Source organism: Candidatus Dependentiae bacterium (assembly GCA_018266175.1).
Lineage (GTDB): Bacteria > Babelota > Babeliae > Babelales > RVW-14 > JAFEAY01.
Window position 1 is genome coordinate 150,297 of record JAFEAY010000021.1, and the last position, 21,989, is coordinate 172,285.

18 protein-coding genes are annotated in these 21,989 nt (G+C 37.5%); 10 read left to right on the forward strand and 8 right to left on the reverse strand.

What is annotated here, in order from left to right:
• The first annotated feature begins 122 nt into the window (after positions 1-122).
• The 3 genes from JST56_04805 to tsaB all read left to right on the forward strand — a co-directional run bounded on the left by JST56_04805 (position 123) and on the right by tsaB (position 4,076).
• Positions 123-2,960: a hypothetical protein gene (locus JST56_04805; GenBank protein MBS1988287.1), complete on the forward strand. Its 2,838-nt coding sequence runs from the start codon at positions 123-125 to the stop codon at positions 2,958-2,960.
• Positions 2,961-3,182: 222 nt separating this feature from the next.
• Complete coding sequence (locus JST56_04810) at positions 3,183-3,365, forward strand: hypothetical protein (GenBank protein MBS1988288.1); 183 nt, start codon at positions 3,183-3,185, stop codon at positions 3,363-3,365.
• A 6-nt stretch (positions 3,366-3,371) separates the two neighbouring features.
• On the forward strand, positions 3,372-4,076 hold the full coding sequence (tsaB, locus tag JST56_04815; protein ID MBS1988289.1) for a tRNA (adenosine(37)-N6)-threonylcarbamoyltransferase complex dimerization subunit type 1 TsaB: 705 nt from the start codon (positions 3,372-3,374) through the stop codon (positions 4,074-4,076).
• A gap of 1 nt (position 4,077) precedes the next feature.
• Here tsaB and JST56_04820 read toward each other — a convergent pair whose 3' ends face one another.
• Together JST56_04820 and JST56_04825 are read right to left on the reverse strand one after the other, a co-directional pair.
• Positions 4,078-4,746 (reverse strand): RsmE family RNA methyltransferase, encoded by a 669-nt coding sequence (locus JST56_04820; GenBank protein MBS1988290.1) that lies wholly within the window; start codon positions 4,744-4,746, stop codon positions 4,078-4,080.
• Between the two features lie 100 nt (positions 4,747-4,846).
• On the reverse strand, positions 4,847-5,284 hold the full coding sequence (locus JST56_04825) for a hypothetical protein (protein ID MBS1988291.1): 438 nt from the start codon (positions 5,282-5,284) through the stop codon (positions 4,847-4,849).
• A 117-nt stretch (positions 5,285-5,401) separates the two neighbouring features.
• Between JST56_04825 and JST56_04830 the strand changes: the two genes are divergently transcribed.
• From JST56_04830 to JST56_04850, 5 genes are all read left to right on the forward strand, one after another.
• Positions 5,402-6,970, forward strand: a complete 1,569-nt coding sequence (locus JST56_04830; GenBank protein MBS1988292.1) for a 2,3-bisphosphoglycerate-independent phosphoglycerate mutase — start codon at positions 5,402-5,404, stop codon at positions 6,968-6,970.
• 72 nt (positions 6,971-7,042) lie between these two features.
• The gene (locus JST56_04835; GenBank protein MBS1988293.1) at positions 7,043-8,023 is read left to right on the forward strand and encodes a sulfotransferase domain-containing protein; all 981 of its coding nucleotides are present in this window, start codon (positions 7,043-7,045) and stop codon (positions 8,021-8,023) included.
• Positions 8,024-8,083: 60 nt separating this feature from the next.
• On the forward strand, positions 8,084-9,097 hold the full coding sequence (locus JST56_04840; protein ID MBS1988294.1) for a sulfotransferase domain-containing protein: 1,014 nt from the start codon (positions 8,084-8,086) through the stop codon (positions 9,095-9,097).
• A gap of 28 nt (positions 9,098-9,125) precedes the next feature.
• Entirely contained in the window at positions 9,126-10,445 is a 1,320-nt protein-coding gene (locus JST56_04845; protein ID MBS1988295.1) for a glycosyltransferase family 4 protein, read from the forward strand.
• A 46-nt stretch (positions 10,446-10,491) separates the two neighbouring features.
• Positions 10,492-11,802 carry a glycosyltransferase gene (locus JST56_04850; protein ID MBS1988296.1) on the forward strand — a complete coding sequence of 437 codons (1,311 nt, stop codon included), beginning with the start codon at positions 10,492-10,494 and terminating at the stop codon, positions 11,800-11,802.
• A gap of 9 nt (positions 11,803-11,811) precedes the next feature.
• Here JST56_04850 and JST56_04855 read toward each other — a convergent pair whose 3' ends face one another.
• From JST56_04855 to JST56_04870, 4 genes are all read right to left on the reverse strand, one after another.
• Positions 11,812-13,236, reverse strand: a complete 1,425-nt coding sequence (locus JST56_04855) for a serine/threonine protein phosphatase (protein ID MBS1988297.1) — start codon at positions 13,234-13,236, stop codon at positions 11,812-11,814.
• Complete coding sequence (locus JST56_04860; protein MBS1988298.1) at positions 13,236-14,582, reverse strand: hypothetical protein; 1,347 nt, start codon at positions 14,580-14,582, stop codon at positions 13,236-13,238. The genes JST56_04855 and JST56_04860 overlap by 1 nt, the downstream gene beginning before the upstream one ends.
• Positions 14,583-14,717: 135 nt before the next feature.
• Positions 14,718-15,995: an APC family permease gene (locus JST56_04865; GenBank protein MBS1988299.1), complete on the reverse strand. Its 1,278-nt coding sequence runs from the start codon at positions 15,993-15,995 to the stop codon at positions 14,718-14,720.
• A 102-nt stretch (positions 15,996-16,097) separates the two neighbouring features.
• Positions 16,098-16,682, reverse strand: a complete 585-nt coding sequence (locus JST56_04870; GenBank protein MBS1988300.1) for a biotin transporter BioY — start codon at positions 16,680-16,682, stop codon at positions 16,098-16,100.
• A gap of 201 nt (positions 16,683-16,883) precedes the next feature.
• Here JST56_04870 and JST56_04875 point away from each other — a divergent pair, with 201 nt between their 5' ends.
• A complete protein-coding gene (locus JST56_04875) occupies positions 16,884-18,872 on the forward strand; it encodes a sodium-translocating pyrophosphatase (GenBank protein MBS1988301.1) in 1,989 nt (662 codons plus the stop codon).
• 73 nt (positions 18,873-18,945) lie between these two features.
• Here JST56_04875 and JST56_04880 read toward each other — a convergent pair whose 3' ends face one another.
• Positions 18,946-19,620 carry a hypothetical protein gene (locus JST56_04880; protein ID MBS1988302.1) on the reverse strand — a complete coding sequence of 225 codons (675 nt, stop codon included), beginning with the start codon at positions 19,618-19,620 and terminating at the stop codon, positions 18,946-18,948.
• 197 nt (positions 19,621-19,817) lie between these two features.
• Here JST56_04880 and JST56_04885 point away from each other — a divergent pair, with 197 nt between their 5' ends.
• On the forward strand, positions 19,818-20,618 hold the full coding sequence (locus JST56_04885) for a hypothetical protein (GenBank protein MBS1988303.1): 801 nt from the start codon (positions 19,818-19,820) through the stop codon (positions 20,616-20,618).
• A 32-nt stretch (positions 20,619-20,650) separates the two neighbouring features.
• On the opposite strand, the gene JST56_04890 is transcribed toward JST56_04885, so the two are convergent.
• Positions 20,651-21,889 carry a hypothetical protein gene (locus JST56_04890; GenBank protein MBS1988304.1) on the reverse strand — a complete coding sequence of 413 codons (1,239 nt, stop codon included), beginning with the start codon at positions 21,887-21,889 and terminating at the stop codon, positions 20,651-20,653.
• Positions 21,890-21,989: the final 100 nt, after the last annotated feature.

Genomic DNA, 21,989 nt, shown 5'->3' on the forward strand with positions numbered 1-21,989 from the left:
CGGACTCTTTTTTGCAAATTGTTATTTTCTTGTATTCGGCTGGAAGCATTTTTTATAGTGAGGGATAGGAGACTAATCGGCAGCCTCCTGGATGCTCGATTCGAAGAAGGGTGGGTTATATCATGAAAAAAATATTTTACTTAATCGTATGTGTTGTTTTAACGATAGGAAATACGTTAAATATTTCAAGTCTTTGGGCAAAGCGAACTGGAAAAAAACATAAAAAAATGAATACCCAACCTGTCTTGGGTGCCGCTTCACTTCTTGGTTCAACAACCTCTTTTGATAATGGGGTAATGACCGATCTTTTGCAAGCTGCTCAAGTTAAAGCACGAGAATTGGAAGAAGAGGTTAGCGAGCGAACCAAACTCTTACATGAAAAAGCCGAAGAGCGCTACCAGAAAATGCAGGAAGAGGTTGCTCAGCGAACAAAAGAAATTCAAGAACTTGCAAAAAAACAATCTGAAGAGCTTACCAAAAAATTCAAGGAACAGGCTCAACAAGTGCAAGTTGAAGTTCAACAAACATCAACAGCATTGCGACATCAAGCTGCACAACAAGTGGTCTCTTTACTGAACCAAGCAGAAGAAGAAGCAATCAAACGAAAACGCCAAGAAGAAGAAGATGCCATTAGACGCAAACGCGAAGCTGAAGAAGAAGAACTCAGGCGCCGCAGGGAAGAACGGGCGCAAGCGCTTACCGATAAACTTGAGCAGTCCTTTGAGAAACCGCTGCTTGCGAGTTCAAGCTTCTTTCAAACAACTCCGCTATCACCACTCGGGGAGTCTCTGACGCGCGTTGAAAAAACATGGAAAGATAAAACATCTCATGAATTTCATAATAATATGTCGCTCATGAAAAAAATCATCTTAGAAGGCGAATCTGAAACCGAAGCGCAAGATTTTATGAAACGCTTTGCGCGTCAAAGTCGTTGGTTTGATGCAACTATTAGCAATACAACCTATGTCTGCGATGAGCACTACAAAGAAATCGTAAAACGAGCAACGCGTCTGCGTAATGTTGTACAAGCACAAAAATCAGCTGATCAATTTCTGGAAGATCTTGCAAAAGAAAAAAATCTCACCATGGAAGAAACAAAAAAAGTTCGACTTGCTGTGCTTTACGAACTTAATGCTCAACTAAGTCGGGCTGCGGCAAATAACCGTAGCACAAACCCGAGCGACACAGAATTAAAAAAAATTGTTCATCAAGCCATGGATGAAACGATTGGTAATCCTGAAGATCGTCCACCTCAACTTATTGCTCTTAAACGCACTCCTCAACCGCAATCTACTGATACTTCCGGAACAATCCCTTTAGCAATCTCATCAAACATACAAAGTGACCTTGAAGTACTTACTCAAGAAATTAAAGATTTAAAAAATACACTGACGCGTGAAATAAAAAAACGTAAGCAAACGAAGAAAAAATTAAAAGATAAAGATTCAAAAATTATTGAGCTTGAACAACGGCTTATGCAGGCTCAAGCAAGCATTACTAAATACAAAGATACAATACCTAGTCCAGAGCATAAACTCGCTTTAGAAGTTCAACATACTGCACAAAGCCAAGCGGCATCTCAAGAGCAAAAAGAAACTATTAACACATTACAAAAAGAGCTTGATCAAGCAAAACAAGATATTGAGCAACTCACCGGAAAAGCATCCGGCGATTTATCTGAACTGAGGCGGGAAATGGAATCTCTCTCTGGATCCGAAACAGAATTACGCAAAAAATTTGCTCAATCATTGGAACAAGAAAAACAGAATAACTTAGAACTTGAACGCAAGGCACGAGAAGCTCTTGAAGAAAATGCGGTCGTTCAAAAAAAACTGACACGTGCGCAAGAAGAAAAAATAGCCGCGGTCAGTGAGATAAAGCAAGAAGTGAAGGGTAAACTTGAAGATGTGAATAAACAACTTTTAAACACACAAGTTGATGCTCTTCAGGCAACTGAAAAAGCATCTAAGCTTGAGGGTAAAGTAAAAGAAACTGAAGGCAAAGTTCTGCAATTAACTCAAGAGAAGTTACAACTTATTCAAGCAAAAGAACAAGAAGTTAAACAGACCGAAGATAAGCTTATCCAGCGCTTCAAGAGTAAACTTGAAGATACTCAAGTTCAAAATCTTAATCTGCAAGTCGAACAGCGAAAAACAGAACAAACAGTCGCTCATCTGAAAGATAAAGTTCAAGAAGCTGAACAAACAGCTGCACATTTCAAAGACAAAGTTCAGCAAGTTGAACAAGAAAAAAATAAGACACTAACCCTTACTCAAAAACAACTGCAGGATCAATTTAAGAAAACATTAGATGAAAAAGAAAGTGCTCATCTATCAGCCCAGAAAAAATTGCAATCACAGATTCAACAAACGCAACAAGAATTAAAAACTCAACAAGAAAATGCCCGCCAAGAACAAGCGGCCGCAATTGAACAGACAAAAACCGAAGTAATTTCGGAGTTCAGGCCAAAGCTTGAAGAAAAAGAAAAAACTAATCTTGAGCTTGAAATTGCTGCACGTAAAGCACGTGAAGAAACAAGGAGCTTGAAAACAAAATTAACCTCTTCTCTTGAAGAAAAAGAACAAGCAATTGCTCAAACAGAGTCAAAAATGAAGGAACAATTTAAACCTAAACTTGAACAGGCGCGTCAAGAACAACTGCAAGCAGAACTTGAGTCTTTTTCGGTTAAAGAAAAAAACCGTAATCTTAAAGGACGTGTTGAGCAACTCGAAAATAAATACCAAGAAGCTATTGTTGAACAAGCAACGATAAAAAATACCGCAAAGTCCCTGATTGAAAATGCCAACAAAGAAAACCTTGAAGCTTCTCTTGAAACAAGCCGTCTGCAAGAAAAAATAAACGCTACAACTCAAAATTCTCGAAATGAAAACATAAAATTCATACATGAAAAAGTCATTCCTACATTAGAGATGCTCGATCAAGACCTTGAAGGTATGTAAAATAACCCTAAAATTTTGTCCGTTTAAATATTTCAAATGAAAAAAACAATAAAAGTGATCGTAGAAAAAAGCTGCTGGCTTAAGCAAAAACCCATTTTTTTTACAACTCAAGAAAACTGTTTACACTAGGAGAGGGGAATGGCCTTCTCAATGGATAGCGCTGCTTTCATTTTTTTTGGCGATTCTTTCCTAAAAATGGAAAAAAGGTGAGGAGGAATATATATGAAATGCCCAAAGTGCAGTGGCTTAATGGTCATGCAATCTTTTTTTGACCATTTCATTAACTTTGAGGGATGGAAGTGTCTTAACTGTGGAAAAATTATTGAAAAACGAGAAAGGACTATTAGTGATGATGCATTTAGCCTTTTTTATAAACGACAAAAACTAAAGAAAGATTACGATTAACCGCTCATGAAAAAAATTTATTTGGGAATCCAAGCAACCTACAATACGACTGACATTGCGCTTTTTGAAGATGAGAACTGTCTTGAACAATTTTTTCGAGCCGATCTCAAAGCATCTTCTCATCTCATTCCCTATCTGGATTCTCTGCTACGCAACAATGGCAAGACTCTTTCAGATCTTGCGTTTATTGCACTTGATAAAGGCCCAGGAGCTTTTACAACATTACGTGTTACCATTGCCACGTTAAATGGGATCGCATTTGCTCATAAAATACCACTTATCGGTATTGACGGACTCGAGGCGCTTACTTATGAACAACTTTATACGTTAACAGCGCCTCAAAAAAATTTTCCGATTACGATTGCTTCTCTCTTAAATGCGTATAGCAATGACGTTTATTTTATGATTTCTGAGATTAATAACGGATTTGCCACTCAAATTGATTATGGCTGTAAAAATATCGATATCGTCCTCGAGTCACTTGCATCACGAGCTTCTGAACAAAAAATATTCTTTACGGGAAATGGAGCATTATTACATCAAGAACGTATCTCAACAAAATTCACACGCTGTGAAATTACTCCTACATCGACAGCAAATGCAAAAACCATTGCTCACTTAGGGCTTAGCAATTTTATAGAGCACAAAAACTGCGTTGATAAAATACTTCCTAACTATGTTAAAACACAGCTTTTTAATATAAAAAAGTGAGTCAACGAGACAAGCTGCTGACAAATGAACCAAGCCCTATAGCAACGGCATCAACTGCGCGTAAGACCGTTGGCGTCAAAACTGTGCACGAAAAACCATGTTGATCAAGTGCTGCAATTTCTTGAGGTACAAGCCCACCTTCTGGGCCCCAAAATAAAGTGATTATTGACGGTTGCTTGACGCTATGCTCATTAAGCTGATCAAGCAAAGGCTCTCCATGAACATCAAAATAAATTGAGCTTTGGTCTTGGGTTGTACAAAATGGAGATGTAATAAATTGATCAAAAGGAAGAGGATTTTCTATTTTAGGTAAAACAAATTGCTTTGATTGCTCAGCGGCAGCTATCATAACTTTTATGAGCCGCTCTTCTTCTTTCTGACCAGCCCAAGAACGTTGAACTTTGCTTGTAATCACCGGAACAAGATGAGTTGCTCCCATTGCTGCTGCATAGTATGCAACTTCTTGAAGGGCATCTTTTTTTAAAAGACCAATACACAGATTTATTCGTGGCTTGAGCTGTTTGTGCATTGTTTGCTCAAGCAACGTCGCAGTGATTATTTTTTTATTTTGGAAAGTTGGCGATTCTAGCTGAATCAGCTGTGATTGAACATCATCAAATATAATAACATTCTCTCCTGCACGTAAGCGCAAAACACGAGTAACGCGCATGCACAAATCTTCATCGAGGATTTTAATAATCTGCCCAACTGCACTACTGGGCAGGAGTTGATTACTGTAAAGGGCAAAGCAGTGAGAAGAACTATTCATATTACTGAGCAGGATTTACATTTTTAGGAGTATGACATTTATAAAGAATGCACAGTGCACCCAATACTACGGCACTCAGTACCACAGTACCAAGAATGCAAGTCTTATGCTCATTGGCCTTAATTTTTAAATACTCGTAAGCAAGCTGAACTTTTGCTTCAAGGGGAATATCCATCTGAGGATTCTCTTGTTCAAATGCTTGTATTTCTGCAAAAAGATCATCCGGATTCATATCACCTAAATCAAAATCGGAGTCAGGAAACTGATCAGGAGCTTCAAGAAAGCGGTCATCAACGAGGTCTTGAAAGTATTCTTGATCACTTGAAGCTTGAGAAGCTGATAATTCAAGGTGTTCAATGTGAACTTCTTGGGCTGTACACAACGGCTGTAATGAAAGTCCTGCTAGTGATCCAAGTAAAACTATTGCTCGAATATTCATAGTCATTCCTTCTAGGATATGCTGTTTCTCATGTAAAAGCTTTACCCCGCCAGAAGCGTTCAAGTAAAGTTAACGCATTGTAACCCAAGATGATTATTTTGTAAAAAAGGGGGCCTTATGCCGCATAATTACGCAGACAAACCTCTGGCACTTATTATTCTTGATGGCTTTGGCTTAAGCCCCCACCAGCCTGGGAATGCCGTAACTACGGCTTGCATGCCAACCTGGGAGAAGCTTTGGAAAAATTACCCACATGCCTCATTACAAGCATCAGGTGAGGCTGTTGGCCTTTTGCCCGGTTTTATAGGAAATTCCGAGGTTGGACATCTTACCCTTGGTGCCGGCAGGGTTATTCCTTCAGTATTCAAAGAATTTCACCAGGCCCTCGTTGATGGATCACTCTACTTCCATCCGGTCTTAAATAAGAGATTTTCAACACTCGCTCAAGAAAGTGGACGACTTCACATTATGGGACTTGTTTCTGATGGTGGGGTTCATAGCCATGAAGCTCATCTGCATGCGTTGATAAAACGAGCTGCTGAATTGGGGATACAAGAAATTTTCGTTCATGCTTTTCTTGATGGAAGAGATGTTGCTCCAAAGTCTGCATCCATCTTTTTAGACCGCTTAGATCGCCTTTTTATTGAAGTCGGTAAAGGAAAACTGGCAAGTATTCAGGGGCGTTTTTTTGCCATGGACCGTGATAACAACTGGGAAAGAACTGAGCAATGCTACCGCATGCTAACTCAAGGTAGTCCAGCAACTCTAAAATCGTGGCATCAACTACTTGAATCCTTTTACGCAGAAAATATTACTGACGAATTTATTCCACCAACACTTCTGATAGAACAAGGAAAAATACAGCCCCATGATGGAGTACTTTTTTTTAACTTTAGACCCGATCGTGCACGACAACTAACACGAGCCTTTCTTGATCCAAGCTTTAAAGAGTTTAAGCGAACAATTACAAGAAATAATCTTGCTTGGTTTATCACCACAACGCGTTATTCCTATGAATTTTGCTATTGGAATAATGACATTTTGTTTCAAGATTCCTCAATACAATCAACGCTACTTGATGAAATGCATAGTCAGACAAATGGACAGCTCAAAACTTTTGTGATTGCCGAAACCGAAAAATATGCCCATGTTACGTACTTTTTTCGAGGCATGCGTGAAATTTTTAAACCGGAAGAAATCTATATCTTAGTACCTTCGATTAAATCAAAAAATTATAGTAAATATCCGGAGATGTCGGCAGAAAAAATCACTCAACACGTCGTTAAGTCTTTAAAAAAAGATGCAGCCGATTTCTATTTAATTAATTATGCAAATGCCGATATGGTTGGACATTCTGGGGATTTTAAAGCAACCGTTCAAGCGTGTGAATGCCTTGATCAACAACTTTCAATACTGTACGAAGAAATTGTTATTAAACGAGATGGAACACTATTTATTACTGCTGATCATGGAAACGCTGAACATAAAATTGATACTCAAACAGGGCAACCACTCACCGCTCATACAACTAATCCAGTTCCCTTAATTATGGTCAACCAGTCTTGGACTGGTCGATTAATAGATCAAACGCAAAAACTCGGATTAAGTAATATTGCTCCAACAATTTTAGAGCATTATGGCTTACAAATTCCAAAAGAAATGTCTCATCCAATAATTCTTGAATAAAATTTTAAAACCAGCAGAAGATCTTGACATCTAGGGCAATTTTCAGCAATCCTTAAATAAAAAGGATTTGAAATGTTTTCATCACGGTCATTAAAAATGTTTGCTTTTGCAGCATTTTCACTCAACCTTCTTACGTTACAAGCTCAAGTAACAAACCAAGGTATTTATCAAAAAAAAAGTTCCTTCCAATTAAAAAATCAATCGACACAAGATCGAGTTCTTTGCGTAACTATTCCAAAATGCGGAACACATCTTCTGGTAAAATGTATTACCGAATTAAACATTCCTGGGCTTTCTTATAACTATACCAAAGAAGCAAAAACAACCTCGATACAAAGAATACGAAAAATTAATAAAAGACCTCCTCCAAATCATTTTAAGGGTGTTTATTACGACACACTTAAAGGCATACTCCCCAAAATATTGACCAGTAATTTAATTCATCGCACTCCTCAAAAACTCTTTTTTACTCATTGTCCATATCTGCCACAATTTGACCGATTCTTACAATCTCGAACTTTTTCTAATTTTTTAATGATACGAGACCCTCGCGCGATGGTTGTATCTTTTGCATTTATGGTCCACAAAAGCAAAGAGGGAAAAACTGCCAATCTTGATAAAACAATTCTCAGCTTAATCAATGGCAATCAAAAAGATTATGTTCCTTGGGCTGTGGAGCAACACGAAATGTATCCACTGATATGGGAAATTGGATTATATAATTTTTATAAAATGTATCTTCCATGGGCCACATCAAAAAAATTTATGCTTATAAAATTTGAAGATCTTATTGGGGAAAAAGGGGGAGGCTCAACTCAAAAACAAGTTCAAACCATCATGAACATAGGACAACACTTAGGCGTGAAAATGACTCCACAAAAAACTCAAACGCTTGTAGATAACCTTTTTGGTGGAACTTGGACATTTAGAGAAGGCCAAATAGATTCATGGAAAAACTATTTCACCCCAGAAATCAAACATGCTTTTAAAAAAAATAAAGACCTCACCAAACTCTTGATTGAGTTGGGATATGAACAAGATATTAACTGGTAAAACAACAATAGACTTGAAGCTTTATCGCTTGAGTCTAATTTTGAACAGAAGGAGATTTTAATGTTTTTATTTATACGGCTGAAAGTAATCATCTATCTTATATGCGCTTCATTTTTTTTAAGTACTCAAGCAGATAATGAACAACAGATACCTCCAACTATTCAAAATATCTACACAAAAGCTCATCTTCCAATTAGAACTATACGCTATGGAAATGGAAGTGGGAATGTATTACTCATTTGTATACCCAAGTGCGGAACTCATTTACTCACAAAATGCATATCATTATTTAAAGAAGATGGACTTTCTCTTAATTATAAAAAAGAGATAAAGCCACCACCAGCACGCTTAGCTCAAATCAGAAAACTCAACCGACATATGCCTCCCAACCACTATAAAGGTGAATTTTACCCTGGATACTTAGGAGCATCTCCTTATAGTTTAATAAGTAGATTAACCATGAAAACATCAAATCGCAGACTGTTATGGACACATAATGTTCATAATACTCGATTTGAAAATGCTCTGGTAAAAATTAATACGGCAAATTTTTTAATGATACGAGACCCTCGAGCAATGGTTGTTTCATTTGCTTTTATGATCCACAAAAGCTTTGAAGGTAAGACTGCTAATTTTCAGAATATTCTTACAGATTTGATTACAGGAAGAAAACAACATTACATCAGATGGGGAGTAGAGATTCAACAAGCTTATCCACTCCTTTGGGAAGTAGGATTAGCAAAGTTTTATGAATTGTACCTTCCTTGGATTAAGGCAAAAAACTTTATGCTCATTCGCTTTGAAGATCTTGTTGGTGGAAAAGGTGGTGGATCAGACGCCAAGCAGCTTGAAGCTATGATTAATATCGGAAAACATATAAATATTAACATGAACGAACAGCAAATCAAAAACGTTATTAATAATCTTTATGGTGGAACATGGACCTTCAGAGAGGGGCAAATTGACTCATGGAAGAAATACTTCACCCCGGAAATTAAATCTTTATTCAAAAGCCAACCAGGCCTCAATCAACTCCTTATCAAGCTTGGCTATGAAAAAGATACTAATTGGTAAATAAAAACCTTACAGAAAAGTTGTTCCTATGAAAAACAAAATACTTTTTTACTCCGTTGTTGTTTCTTTTTTTAGCTTTTATAATTATGCCCATTCACTGCATGACATAAATCTTATTGGCTATTTAAATAACTACGACAGCCTTGCACGACACACATCAAGTTTTATTAACACACTCCCTCAATCTTTAAAAATAAATATTTTTAAAACGAAGAGATGTTCAGGCAAAGGACTTCCAGAAAGACATCAGAAAATAATTGCTTCAGGTATTAATTTATTTAATAAGCAAGAGCTCAAGCTTCTCTTAGCAAAAGGCCTTCACCTGTCTGGCATATCGATATACACCGATAGTTGGTGGCATAGTAATGAATGGAATAACTATAAATCAGTACCAAATAACAGCATTAAATTCGCATATTGCGTCGTAGAATCGACAAAGGTTCCAAAAGATATCGTTGAAAAGTTTAATAAAAATTTTGATGCGGTTATTGTTGTTGATGAATGGTTTGTTGATGTTTGTAAAAACTCTGGCGTCACTATTCCAGTGTTTGCATTACCGCTTGCGTTGGACTCAGACCTAAACTCACTCCTATCAAGACCTTTAAAGAAAAAACGTAATAGCCCATTTACCTTTGGGTGCTCCGGATTATTTAGCCCACGAAAAAACCAAACACTCCTCATGAGAGCTTTTGATCAAGAATTTAGAGATGATCAAGATGTTCATTTAATTATACATGGAAAAAGTGAGCGCTATTTCAAAAAAATTGAACAGCTCGCACGCCACTTGCGTCACCCTGGCATCAAACTTTTTAGAAAAAATCTACCACGAACAGAATACGAAAACTTTATTGCAAACTTAAGCTGCTATGCATTAATCTCAAAAGGTGAAGGTTTTTCGATAACGCCGCGAGAAGCTCTTGCCGCTGGAGTTCCTTGCATTCTTTCAAATAATACCGGACATAAAGTAATTTGTGATGCAAATGTTGTGTATTCTGTTGCATCAAATATCCAAGAACCTACCTTTATTTTTGTAGGCAATAAACTTTCAAAAATGGATGGAATGCAGTTTAACTGCCATATCAGAGATGTGAGAAAAGCATTGCGAGACGTTTACAATAATTATGAGAATTATCTTAAACGGGCACAAAGTGGGCGTGATTGGGCTAAAAAATATCTTGCCGAAAATCTAAAATGGAGATATCTCAATCTTGTTAACCCTAAAAAAGTTATTCTAGGATCTCAAAATAAAATCACTGATGATTTTTTCATGACAAATTCAAAAGCTCTTTTCAGTAAATACCAAGAGCTATGCGGAAAAAATGCTCAGTATGAGATATTAATAAAATAAGAAAAATGATTTTTTCTGAAATTTCCTTAAACCATGAGTTTTGAATATGCAAAAATATCTTTTTGTTTCACTGCTTGCGTTACTTCCATTGAGTATTCCTAGCGCTTTATTATCGTATGATATAAATCTTATTGGTTTTCTTAACGACATTCAAAGCATTTCTCGACACACATCCAGCTTCATAAGCTGTTTGCCTGATACTGATTCAATAAAGCTTTTTCAAACAAATAAATGCTCGCCTAAAGATCTGACTGCTGCTCAAAAAAAAATACTTCAACACAGTATTGATTTAAAAGATAAATTCAATCTATCACAGCTTATTAATAATGGACTTCGCCTTTCAGGCATAACCATATGTACTGAACACTGGTGGAATAAGACCAATTGGAGGGCGTATAAAGCTATTCCTGATGATAGCATTATTAAGTACCATTATTGTGTCACTGAAAGAACTAAGCTTGCTTCAGAATGGATCGCCAAACTTAATAGTAACTTTGATGCTCTTATTGTTGCGGATGATTGGCTGATTGATATTTACAAAAGCTCAGGGGTAAAATTACCAATATTTACATTACCATTGGCACTGGACTTACATTCACTCTTATCAAGACCAATTAAACGATCTGTTAAAAAGCATTTCACCTTTGGTTTTTCTGGAATATTTTACCCAAGAAAAAATCAAAAACTTCTTATTAATGCGTTTCATGAAGAATTTAAAAATGAACCGAATGTTCAACTTGTGCTACAAGGACGACATACTGGAGCTAGCTACATCAAAGAAATACAAGATCTTTTAAGCAGTCTAAACAACAAAAATATTACGATCATACAAAAGAAATTTTCTCGCCAAGAATATGAAAATTTCCTGGCAAAAATTGACTGCTATGTGCTTCTTTCAAAAGGCGAAGGCTTTTCAATAACCCCACGGGAGGCGCTTGCCTTGGGCACTCCATGCATTCTTTCAAATAATACTGCACACAAAGTTATTTGTGAGAGCGGTTGCGCATACCCTGTAGCTGCAAATATCATACGATCCTCGTTTTGCTATATAACAGGACACTACCTTGGACATGACTTCAATTGCACAATAAAAGATGCACGTAAGGCTTTGCGGGAGGTTTATGAAAATTATAACCGCTATACAGAGCAAGCAAAGCATGGACGCGCATGGGTTCAACAATATTTACCCGAAAATTTAAGTACAAAATATCTTAATTTAGTTAAACCAAAGAAGGTAATCCTTGGTAATGAAAACAAAATTACCGAAAACTACCTCATGACTAATTCAAAGGTAATTTTCGGTAAATATCGTAAGCTCTGCGGATCAAGCGATACACTATTTGAGGTTGCAAAATAATTACTCACTCTATTCTTTCACTAACCCCTGCTCGCAATTCCAGCTCTTACTCTGGCATGCATGCCACCAATGCGAATAGGACCATTCCTCAAAGTTGGGGGAAGCGGTTTTTATTACCACAAAAGAGTCAAATAAAAAATCACATGGAACATGCTGCTCTGTACTACAAAAGGTCGTTGAGGCTGTTGCACTAAAAAGTGTGTTTACAAGGCCACCCCACGAACGCACAAGCCCTTTGTTTTCAACAAGCTCCTGATAAAGCTTGCCATGATGTTGGTGCCCACGCATAACAGCATGCACACCAACAGATCGATTTTTACAATCAAGGAGTGCTCTGGTTATATTTTTACCAAGCGTCCATGAGCGCGTCATGCGCAAAGCGTCTGGATCTTGGGCATACACATCAAAGTCATGCCACAGGAAGCCAAACTTTTTAAGCCACAAATCGGGGGACATATTTTTTTCATCAATCCAGCGCATGCCCTTTTTTAAAGCTTTGTTTTTTGTAAGAACAAAGTCTTGCTGTTGCCGTGTACCGAACTGGAGTGATTCAATTTTTTTTCCAAAAAAACTCTTGTATTTAAGTTCTTCAATTTTTTGAAATTCAATTTTTTCAGATCCTAATAATAATTCAGATGGATCAAAGCCAACATCTGGACCGCCGTGACAACACAAAATAAAGTCTTGCTCTCCCTGATCATTCTTGCAACCAATGTAGTTTGCCATAGGGAGAAGGTTGAAAAATCGTTCGATAGCTGAGATATCGCATCCACTACCATATTTAACATGCGCTTCCTGCCCAAAGCCCCAAATACGATTAACTGCGACGTTTTCGTGATTACCTCGCACAATAAATACTCGCTCTGGATTTGCAATTTTCAGCTTCATCAAAAGATATAAAACCTCCAAGCTGTAGGCACCTCGATCAACGTAATCACCAAGAAACGTGAGATAAAAATATGGATGATCTTGTGCAATAGAAAAGTCATCACACAAATAACCCAACGCGCATAAATGTTTGAGACAACGCACTAATGAATGAGCTGAGCCATGCAAGTCTCCCCATAATGCAATTTCGCTTGCTGGGGAAACAATTGTTTTTTGAACATAAGGAAGAAAGTAGTTACTGGCAGAGACATTCTGTTTAGATGGAGTCATACGCCTGTGTAGCCATTTTTGCTGGCTACACAGATTTTCTGTTAATACTGGGATACATTTTTTTATTAGTGCCAAAAATTCTTGCTGAGAAAAAATAGGTCGTAATGATTTATGACGCTTAAAAGATACACGCTCTGGTTGCTGCATTAACACCTGTTCAAAATTTGACAGCATGCTCAAGTCATGAGCATAAACAACGGCACTTGATAGGAAAACGACTAACAAAAGAACTATCCATAAGAATACCTTTTGTTTATCAAAAATTCTGCTCAACATTAAGCTCGCCCCCCCTTACTCACTCGAATCATCTTTGCATAAATCTTTGCAAATGCTGGAAGAGCAATCGCTTTGACATTTGCAAAGTCATCCGCGCTCACCAAAATTCCGGTAAAGCCAGGTTGCTTCACAGAAATAGTTTTGTGTTTTTCAGTTAATGATCCATGATCACTCAGTGATTTATGAGGAATCTTCCAGTAAGCTCCAAGAATATTCACATACACCTTACCTTGATCATGACGAGCAACCCAAACGATGCGCATTGAAGGGTCATAAACTTTACTTTTAATCGTTAGAGGTTTTGAAGGTTCATAGGCTTCAACCATAAATTCATCGTTGCGGTCCAAGTTCCAATATTCATATAATTTCGTCTTAATCGGCATAACGCCAAGATTTTTTCCCTTACCCGATGCTTTTGATTGATAACCGAGCAAAACTCTCTTGAGTTCTTTATCAAGATTATCGTTATCGGTAATAATTATTCCATTACTTCTGCCTGAATTAACCGGCTTAATAACAAACATTTCTGATTCAAGATCTTTGCAAATTTTTTGGGCCAGACCTTGAGAGTAATTCTTTTTGTACACGCCCCATTTTGGTTTATATTGAGCAAGTTCTTTATCCGATAACAACTGAGCAAGTACTTTTTTATCAGCGGCATAAGTCCATGAAGCTTCATCAAGTACTAAAAAATCCTGATGTTTTTTCTTAAACGTATTGAGCATACTTTGATGAACAGGTGAGCGATTATCATTATAAACGTAGATAATAATTCCCTTATAAGATCCTAAATCACTGATAGAGCTGCTTTTTTTAGTCGCAGCAAGTTGATTAAAAAATCGATCTTTTTCAAGCGCTCGCAACGTCGAAGCATGACGTCCGCCCATGGCAATAAACTGAGTCCAAGCATATGATTTACCTAGGATAGATTCACCTTTAACATCAGCTTGATTAACCCGAGGCTTCATGCCGACGAACCAAACAGGCAAGCCTAATTGAGGTAAAGAGTTCCAAAATAAATTCCAGTAAGGCTTAACCATTCGCTCAACTTTTCCATTGATCAAAATTTCACCGGGAGCTGTGCCTGAATTTTTTGCTTCTCCAAATTCGCAAATCTTAAGCGCGCCTTCTCGATACTTAACATCTGCAAACATGTAGGTGACATCTGCTCGTTTACCAATACAATCTTTACAATCAAGAACATACGTTTCATCTAAAAAAGATAAATACTTATGCTCAATGCCTTTAAGGGAAAGCGATGGCACACGCGATGATAATGAAAATAAACTGCTGAAAATCAAAAAGTAGGCGAATAAATTACTCGCAAAAAGAATTCTGCTCTTCATGAAAAATCTCCTTTTTTACAAACCTCACATTACCCTTTTTATGGGAAAAGTTTTGATCATAAAAAAAGGAGAGTCAACAAGTGCTTGTAAAGCAAACAGTTTGAGCAGTTTATTCAAATCAGTTTACATGAAAAGTCATGCAATTTTTACAAATCGACGAATAAACATGCTCGCAATCCCAATAAACAAAATTGCTGCAAATGAGAATGAAACGCCGGAGTTAATAATCCGAAGGAGCGCCAGTGACAACACACATAATGAACTTGCAATACCTAACTGAGGAATCCATGCAGGCATAGAAGTAGCTTTAAACCATTTCACTGCGCTCAGAGCAGCAAGTGTTGTGAAAAAATATGAAACAACCTGAGCAAAAACAGTCATATTTTGTAAAGAAATTTGATCGGTTGTAATGGCAAGAAAAGCACATGAAATAGCTCCATGCGCCAATAAGCTTCCCCAGGGAACATTGTTTGCACTCACTCGAGTCAAAAATGATTTAAAAGGTAAGTGATTGTTATTTGCTAACGTAAAAAGATTCCAACAATTGCTCGTCAATATTCCAAAACAGGTTCCCAAGATCGCAACAAATACCATTGCTCCAAAACAAGATCCAAAAATTGGATTCAACGGCATAGCAACCTCAAAAAGCTTATTCAAGGGTGAGTCGATTATTTGTAAAGATAGACCTAAAACTCCAAAAACCGCTAATTGAAAAAGCAGGCTTAATGTAGCGACAACGCCAAACGATGTAAGAATAACTCGCTTAATATTTCTCTTAGAATCTTGAATCAGATGACCAACAGCACAAATCATTTCAAATCCAAGAAAAGCAAAAACTGCTATTGGAAGCGAAAGAAAGACATTTCCAAGGTCAGTAAAAACAACCTGAAAATTGTTTCCATTAAAAAGTGTAAAGCCAACTGCAAAGGCTGCTAAAAGCGGAATTATGCGCATAGCAGTAAAAATATATTGCGAACGACCGCCAATAAAAACACCTGCTAAATTAAGCCCGATGAGTAAAAAAATAAGAGCAAAATCACACACCAAAATGGGAATGTTTGCCAAAGCTGGAATAGCACCTTGTAGAAATTGCATAAATTTATGCGCCATAAGTGCCGCGGAACTTGTTTTGCCAACAAAATAACTCCAGCAGCTTAAAAAGCCAAAAACTGGTCCTAAATACGAACGACCAAAAACATATATCCCACCGGAAACTGGATGCAAACGAGCAAGTTCAGCGGTACAGTAAATAATTGGCAGTAAAACTATAGCTGCAAGAATATACCCCACAAAACCAAGTGGACCTGCAATAATGGTTAACGGTTTTGGATTGATAAAAAGCCCAGCACCAACCATTGAATTAAGACAAATAAGCGTGGCAATAAAAGGCCCTATCTTGTTTTTTGCATGCATACCTGCAAGCCCTTTCTACAAAAAAAATTATATCTGTATGTGCTCGCGTAAGATCATCTATGTAAGATTATCAAAAACTCCACTTCTGGAAGAAAGAATATTCTATTGACAAGAATTTCGATCATTTCTTCCAAAAAGTATCACGAGCGCCAGCAGTTTGCAAGCATCGCCAATGATAAATGGATAGAGCCCAGCCTTAAGCACATGAGCTGTTGGAACAAAGATCCAGAGCTGCGCGAGGCCACATCCAAAATAAATAATCGCACAACAAAAGAGTTTGGCCAGTAAGAGAGGCCGAGAATGTGAATTTACTGAGCGCATGAGACACAACAACATTGCAAGACCAAATCCGAAAGTATAACCTCCCGTTGGACCAAATAGGTAAGAAACCCCTGCACGCAAACCAAGAAAAACCGGAATTCCTGAAGCACCCTGCATCAAATACAATCCATATGCATACACAGCATGAATCCCTAAAAGGTGAGCCGCTACCAGTAATGGAAAGGGGTTAAGTACCAAGGGGACTAACGTAAAGGGAAGCGGAATAACCACCTGTGCACCAAGTGCGAAAATCCATGAAAGTGCAAAATATCCAGCAGTTCGGTGTGAAATAGAAGCCTGATCAAACCACTGTTTGATCGCGGCAGTATCGCAGATTGTAATCAAATTTTTAACACATGAAATCATTACTTTCTCCTTGAAATAGGCCTGAGGTTTATCCGGTCAATTGTGCGCCAGAGTAGCACAAGCAAAAACCTCATGCAAAAGGGCTACTCTTAACAGAGAGAGACAGGCTCTTCTTTACAAATTTTCATTCACCTTTTAAAATTGAACACGTAGTTTTTATGAGATAATCAAGGCAAATGTTACTATTTAGGAGTTTTTTGTATGGATGTGATTCATTACTTTCTTATTTTTTCTGGAATTTCAGCAATCGGCCTTGCGCTGACTGCCGCTATTTTTGCAAAAATATCTCAGTTCAAAAACACTGATGCAAGATCAGCTCATATTGCACTGCTTATTCGCAATGGAGCAATGACTTTCTTACGCAAAGAATACTCTGTACTAGCAATTGTTATTATTGTTGCCGCAATTATTCTCACGCTGGCGTTTGACACAACATGCGCTCTTTCTTACACCTGCGGTGCTCTTTCTTCAATGCTTGCAGGATTTATTGGTATGAAGGCTGCAACCAGAGCTAACGAAGCAACAACGATTGCTGCTCGTGACCAAGGTGAACGCGCTGCGTTTCTGACCGCATTACTTGGCGGTTCAGTCATGGGCTTTACCGTAGCAACCATGGGCCTCTTCTTCTTGGGTCTGTTATTTTATTTGTTTGCAACTTCTATTCACTTCAACTTTGTTCAAGTTCTGACCTGCTTTGGCTTGGGTGCAAGCTCTATCGCTTTGTTTGCACGTGTTGGTGGCGGTATTTTTACCAAAGCTGCTGACGTTGGTGCAGATTTGGTTGGAAAAATTGAAATGGATATTCCTGAAGACGACCCACGCAACCCTGCAGTTATTGCGGATAACGTTGGTGACTGCGTTGGTGACACGGCTGGCATGGGTGCTGATATCTATGAATCATATGTTGGTTCAGTTATCGGAGCTATCGCTTTATCAGTAAATTTATATCCAGGCAATATGGCCATGCTTGCACTTCCTATCGTGCTCTGTGGTCTTGGACTTGTCTCATCAATTCTTGGATTTTTCTCAATTTTCCTACTCAGATCTAGCTTAGGTGCAATGCTTCACAAGGGAACATATGTTGCTATTCTTTTCTTCATTTTAGGATCATACGGTTATCTTTCATGCGCAGGCATTAGCATGGACCTTTTTGGCTCCATCGTTCTTGGTGCACTTTCAGGCGTAATCATTGGCCTTGTCACTGATCATTACACAAGTGGCGCTCCAATTAAAAAGCTAGCAGAAGCTTCTAACTCTGGCGCAGGAACAAACTTAATTTATGGACTTGCAATTGGATTTGAATCTATTGTTATTCCTGTTTGCTCAATTGCTATTATTGTTTTTATTGCTCATAGCTTTTTCGGCGGCCTTTACGGCGTTGCATTGGCAGCAGTTTCTATGCTTGCAACCGTTGGTATCACCATGACCGTTGATGCGTACGGCCCTATTGCAGATAACGCTGGTGGTATTTCTGAAATGTCCGGCTTTGGACCCGATGTACGTAAGATCACCGATAAGCTTGATGCACTTGGTAACATGACCGCAGCTCTTGGTAAAGGTTTTGCAATTGGTTCTGCAGTATTTGCATCACTTGCAATTTTCACCGCATACTGCCTTGAAGCAAAAATTCCTCGCCTTGATTTGCTTGAACCACTCGTTATTACCGGCTTATTTATTGGTGGATCTCTTCCATTCTTGCTTTCATCATTCACCATGAAGGCTGTTGGTAAAGCTGCATGGAAAATGGTTATTGAGGTACGTCGTCAATTCAAAGAAATTGATGGACTTCTTGAAGGCAAAGCTGAACCTGATTATGAACGCTGCATCGGAATTAGTACTAACGCTGCACTGTATGAAATGATTTTGCCTGGCGTTGTGACTATTGGCGCTCCAATTCTTATTAAATTTGCATTTGGCGCAAATGGCAACATGGTGCTTGGTGGATTCCTTGCAGGCGCTACACTGTGCGGCGTTGTTCTTGCATTGACCATGGCAAATGCTGGTGGTGCATGGGATAATGCTAAAAAGTATATCGAAGCGGGTAACTTTGGTGGTAAAGGCTCTGCTGCTCACAAAGCTGCAGTTGTTGGCGACACTGTTGGGGATCCATTCAAAGATACATCTGGACCATCGCTTAATATTTTGATTAAGCTTATGTCGATCTTGGCATTGTTGCTTGCAACAATTTAAGAAATCAAATAAAAAAGGGCTCGCATTGTTACGAGCCCTTTTTTATTTGATAAATCATTTTTTTGTTTAAAATCTAACTTTTATTTAAACGAGTCTTCTTAGGCTTAGGTTTTGATTTTGCCTTAACCTTTGAGTTAAGCTGGCCAGTCTTAAATAGTTTACTGCAATCATGTATCATTTGATCTGGGCTTTTTTCTTCAAAGTCATCTTCTAAAATATAATCCATAAGAGCATCGAATAATATTTTATAAGCAGCTTCAAATGAACTCATACATATCTCAAGATTAACCTCAAAATGCTTCCCGGTTATTCCTCTTTTTGCGCGTTCTTCAGGTGGTAAAAAATACCCAGAGGTCAAAACAGTAAGTCTACGGAGCGTCAAAGCAATGCAAGAAAATGCTTCTTGAGCAAGAGGGTGTAATTTATCTTCATCATCACTATATCCAAGATCAATTAATTCTTGGGATAAGCCAAATTCTGTTTTATCTTGAGAAAGTTTTTTAAAAAACTCTTCTTCTGTCAGCTTGCATGACTCCTGCTTCTTACAAAAATCGCTTACTCTTATTTTCCAAAACATTCTCCACGCTAAAAGCTCCCTATGGATCTCGACAAAAAATACTTTGTGAATATCAGGCTCATCTCTTATCTGTTTGATTACATCAACAATAATGTGTGACATAAATTTTTCATACCGCTTCTGAATATTCTCAAGACCATGCTGCGCATCTACTTGATATACAGAGCTCATACACAAAGCACTCAGTAGAACCATCAAAATATTTTTTTCATAAAGAACCCTTTAATTTGGTATAGTATTTTTACAGGAGTTGCATTATACGAGAAATATAGATTGTGTAAAACCCTCGGCTACAAGTTACTTTCACATAAAACTATGTTGAGGCTCTATAAAATTTGTCTCACATCAAAAAAGAGAAGCTCTTTATTATGAAGCAATCAAGAAACTTTTTTTTTAAGATTTTCGTTGGATTCTTTTTGGTTACATCATCTATAGAAGCAGCAATGCTCCCCAATATAGAACCTGACCTTACAAATCTTTCATCAGAAGAAGCCTACAACGTCATGAAATCTGCACTCGAAATTGGCTATCGTCGATTTGATTTTTCAAGCATTGGAAACCATGGCAATATCGTTAAGCAAGCAATTCAAGAATACAACGCTCATGATATATTGATTTCTTGTGCAAAGCTGAAAGATCTTTCAATTGCTCAGGAAATATCGAGCAATCCCGTTGGGATTGTTTGGTCAGAAGTGGGAATTGGTAAAGGAAAGTTGAGAAAACTTCAAAAAGAGAAAAAAGCTGTCACTCAAGGGGTTGCTCAGTCACTGATTGACCCTCAGTTTTTTGCCTACTCTGTATACCTCCCCTTTAAATTTATAATACTTGGCGATCAAATCAATGTTGAAAGTTTATTCAGACAGGTTGTAACCTTAGAAAACTTGAGTAGTAAAAAAAAGATAACTCCATTTATTTCTTTGCCTATCAAAGATGATCATTACCTCAACGTAGATCGTGGGTTTTTACATATTGCACAAAGACTCAACTGTAAAACCTACCAAGTCATCTTTTCACTGCTTAATCAAATGGGAATATTTGTTATTCCTCTGGTAAATAAGCCAATAACTCAAGAGCTTCACACAGAAATTATGCAAGCTTTTGATTTTAAATTTATAGGAAAAGATTGGAAGTCTATTACTCATTTACTCACCCCCAGAGCTCGCTTATAAGCATCGTTAATAGGACTGATTGCTCTTGGATTTCAAAGTTTGCTACCCCACCAGCTATCTAGATTTGGAAGATAACTACTGACACCAGGAATCAAATTACTCGCCTCTGGAAGCGAGTTCCAAGCTTGTTCAACGATTGATCCCTCAGGAATATCTTCAAAAAGAGACAAGTTGCCGTTTTTGCTGATTGTTGCACAATATTTACCATTACCAGACCAAGCAATATAATCAGCACCAACTGCTTTGAAATCTAATATCGAAAAGTCTGTTGTATTAACAAAAAATATAACCTGATTAGCAAGCCCTACGGCAAGAATCTTTCCTCCAGGCTGAAGAGCCATTGAGTTAATTTCTACATTATTACATAAAGATATCTCTTGAACTTTTATGTATGCTTTCTCGTAACTAAAATATGATGAATACTGTTCTCGAAAAACAAGAATTCTACCATCGCTTAACCCAACAAAAATACATAAAGGACTCAAAGCTAAAGATCTGCAAATACCAGAAGCTCCTTCAGGTAAATAATCAAATTCGATTGTTGATGAAGTATTACTGAGCGATCCGACAATAAGCTTAAGTTGCTCTGTTGCAACAGCATAACGATCACTAAACCGATCAAGATCGCATGCAAGTAAATTATAATTAAAATTGAATGTTCTTAAATGAAAACCTTGTTGCATAATAAAAATCTGTCCTGAATACATAGTCAACACAAGCTGCTTTGTTATTGGAGAAAAATTTAATCCTCTTATTTTATTCACACAAAAATCAAAAACTCGTGACATTCTATCGACTTTTTCCATCGATTTAATATCGTTTTCTTGAGCTTTTCTGCATTCATTTTGAATATCAATAAATTGAGGTGCTTCTTGTTCTTCTGAATGAATGATACCTACATTTAATTCATCATCTTCTTCAACAGAGAGAACCTCGTTATATTTCAAAAAATTAACTATTCCTCTTTCATCGGCATGCACATAGATATCCAGAGAAGGCAAAGCTGAGAAAATTGCTTTTAAGGCTGAACCATAGATATATGAAGAACTTAATAATTCCTGCTTTTGAATATCATAATATGATCGTTGATTTTCGCCGTGCAGTGCAATCACTTTTTTTGAATCGCAAGACCAGCCAAGGGACCGAATTTCTGCAACTTCTCTTGATAGAAGGCACATATTAAAATCAGAAACAATTTGCTCTATTTTGGCTTCAAGTATATTTACAATTCCCAAGACTATCCAAAGAAAGCACAGTTTTTTGATTATCATTATGAAACCCCACCGTGATACCACATAAAACTTACCTAAAAATATCTTAACAAGATGGCTAACCCGGAACAATAAAATGATCAAGAATCTAACTCAAGAT

What these genes read in the sequence shown, in the direction of transcription:
- JST56_04875 (MBS1988301.1), top strand. Translation starts at nt 16,884, where the DNA reads ATGGATGTGATTCATTACTTTCTTATTTTTTCTGGAATTTCAGCAATC.
- JST56_04885 (MBS1988303.1), top strand. Translation starts at nt 19,818, where the DNA reads ATGAAGCAATCAAGAAACTTTTTTTTTAAGATTTTCGTTGGATTCTTT.
- JST56_04820 (MBS1988290.1), bottom strand. Translation starts at nt 4,746, where the DNA reads ATGCGCGTTACTCGTGTTTTGCGCTTACGTGCAGGAGAGAATGTTATT.
- JST56_04805 (MBS1988287.1), top strand. Translation starts at nt 123, where the DNA reads ATGAAAAAAATATTTTACTTAATCGTATGTGTTGTTTTAACGATAGGA.
- JST56_04830 (MBS1988292.1), top strand. Translation starts at nt 5,402, where the DNA reads ATGCCGCATAATTACGCAGACAAACCTCTGGCACTTATTATTCTTGAT.
- JST56_04865 (MBS1988299.1), bottom strand. Translation starts at nt 15,995, where the DNA reads ATGCATGCAAAAAACAAGATAGGGCCTTTTATTGCCACGCTTATTTGT.
- JST56_04845 (MBS1988295.1), top strand. Translation starts at nt 9,126, where the DNA reads ATGAAAAACAAAATACTTTTTTACTCCGTTGTTGTTTCTTTTTTTAGC.
- JST56_04810 (MBS1988288.1), top strand. Translation starts at nt 3,183, where the DNA reads ATGAAATGCCCAAAGTGCAGTGGCTTAATGGTCATGCAATCTTTTTTT.
- JST56_04870 (MBS1988300.1), bottom strand. Translation starts at nt 16,682, where the DNA reads ATGATTTCATGTGTTAAAAATTTGATTACAATCTGCGATACTGCCGCG.
- JST56_04855 (MBS1988297.1), bottom strand. Translation starts at nt 13,236, where the DNA reads ATGTTGAGCAGAATTTTTGATAAACAAAAGGTATTCTTATGGATAGTT.
- tsaB (MBS1988289.1), top strand. Translation starts at nt 3,372, where the DNA reads ATGAAAAAAATTTATTTGGGAATCCAAGCAACCTACAATACGACTGAC.
- JST56_04850 (MBS1988296.1), top strand. Translation starts at nt 10,492, where the DNA reads ATGCAAAAATATCTTTTTGTTTCACTGCTTGCGTTACTTCCATTGAGT.
- JST56_04825 (MBS1988291.1), bottom strand. Translation starts at nt 5,284, where the DNA reads ATGAATATTCGAGCAATAGTTTTACTTGGATCACTAGCAGGACTTTCA.
- JST56_04835 (MBS1988293.1), top strand. Translation starts at nt 7,043, where the DNA reads ATGTTTTCATCACGGTCATTAAAAATGTTTGCTTTTGCAGCATTTTCA.
- JST56_04840 (MBS1988294.1), top strand. Translation starts at nt 8,084, where the DNA reads ATGTTTTTATTTATACGGCTGAAAGTAATCATCTATCTTATATGCGCT.
- JST56_04890 (MBS1988304.1), bottom strand. Translation starts at nt 21,889, where the DNA reads ATGATAATCAAAAAACTGTGCTTTCTTTGGATAGTCTTGGGAATTGTA.
- JST56_04880 (MBS1988302.1), bottom strand. Translation starts at nt 19,620, where the DNA reads ATGAGCTCTGTATATCAAGTAGATGCGCAGCATGGTCTTGAGAATATT.
- JST56_04860 (MBS1988298.1), bottom strand. Translation starts at nt 14,582, where the DNA reads ATGAAGAGCAGAATTCTTTTTGCGAGTAATTTATTCGCCTACTTTTTG.